The following is a 943-nucleotide window of genomic DNA, read 5'->3' as shown; positions in this document are numbered from 1 at the left end:
GCGGGGCGGGTGGTGCCTGAGGCGGTCGGTGGTAGCCGATGTTGGTGGGGGCGTGGGGATGTGGGCGAAAGCGGCGGTATGTGAGTGGTGTCGTTGGGGCGGTGCTGTAGGGGTGGTGGCGGTTTTAGGTTGAGCGCCATGGCGAACAAAGTGTCGAAATCGAAGTCAGCGGTGCGGGCCGCCCGCGAAGCGGTGAAGGCCTCGCAGAAGGAAGTGCTCGAACGGGCCGCGCGCAATGCCGAGGACCTGGCGGTGTTCTTCTCCAGTCGGGAACGGCTCGACGCGGTGGATGAGTGGCTGGAAGCCAAGACCGCCGGCCTCAAAAGGCAGGCCGAGGGCAAGCGCGCCGAGCATCGCCGGACGGCCGGTCTAGCGGTCGTCGCGTTGCGCGATCGCGGAGAAACGCTGCGCGACATCACCCGACTGACGGGGGTGAGCGAGAAGGCGCTGCGCGAGTTGATCCGGTTCGCCGAGCAGAGCGCCACGGCCTCGCCGGGTGAGGCGGTCGGTGACGGCGGTGCAGCGGTGATCGGGGTCGGCGCCGAAGGTGCCGACCGGGAACCGACGGCCGCTGCGGCTGCCGGTCTCCCGCCGGTGGCGTCGGTCGGCGAGCCCACCGCGGCGTGGTCGGCGACGGGTTAGCGTGTCATCACGGTGAGCAGAGGTCGGCGACGGTCGGAACCACTACAGCTGGTGGTGGACCCGGTTCGTGATGCCGACGAGATCGCCCGGTTCGACCGCGCCGTGGTGCGCGGTCCGACGGCCGAGGACTGTTGGCTTTTCACCGGCGCCATCGGTGGTGACGGGTACGGCCGAAACCGAGCGGAGTTGCATCCGGTTCGACTTAAAGCAACTTCCTGCTAACTGTGAAGTAGCAACAACTTTGGCCGTACCACTGTCTATTATCCACGACTACTACAAGACTGAAGCGCGGAAACAGGTG

General features: G+C 66.9%; 1 protein-coding gene. It reads left to right on the top strand.

Features of this window, described 5'->3' with window-relative positions; all coding sequences use genetic code 11:
- The first annotated feature begins 138 nt into the window (after nt 1-138).
- The gene (locus HPC46_RS34535) at nt 139-642 is read left to right on the top strand and encodes a hypothetical protein (protein ID WP_005144158.1); all 504 of its coding nucleotides are present in this window, start codon (nt 139-141) and stop codon (nt 640-642) included.
- The last annotated feature ends 301 nt before the right edge of the window (nt 643-943 follow it).

It is taken from the genome of Mycolicibacterium vinylchloridicum, assembly GCF_013404075.1.
GTDB lineage: Bacteria > Actinomycetota > Actinomycetes > Mycobacteriales > Mycobacteriaceae > Mycobacterium > Mycobacterium vinylchloridicum.
Note: the sequence above shows the minus strand (reverse complement) of the source record. Positions and strands in the feature narration are given on the sequence as shown.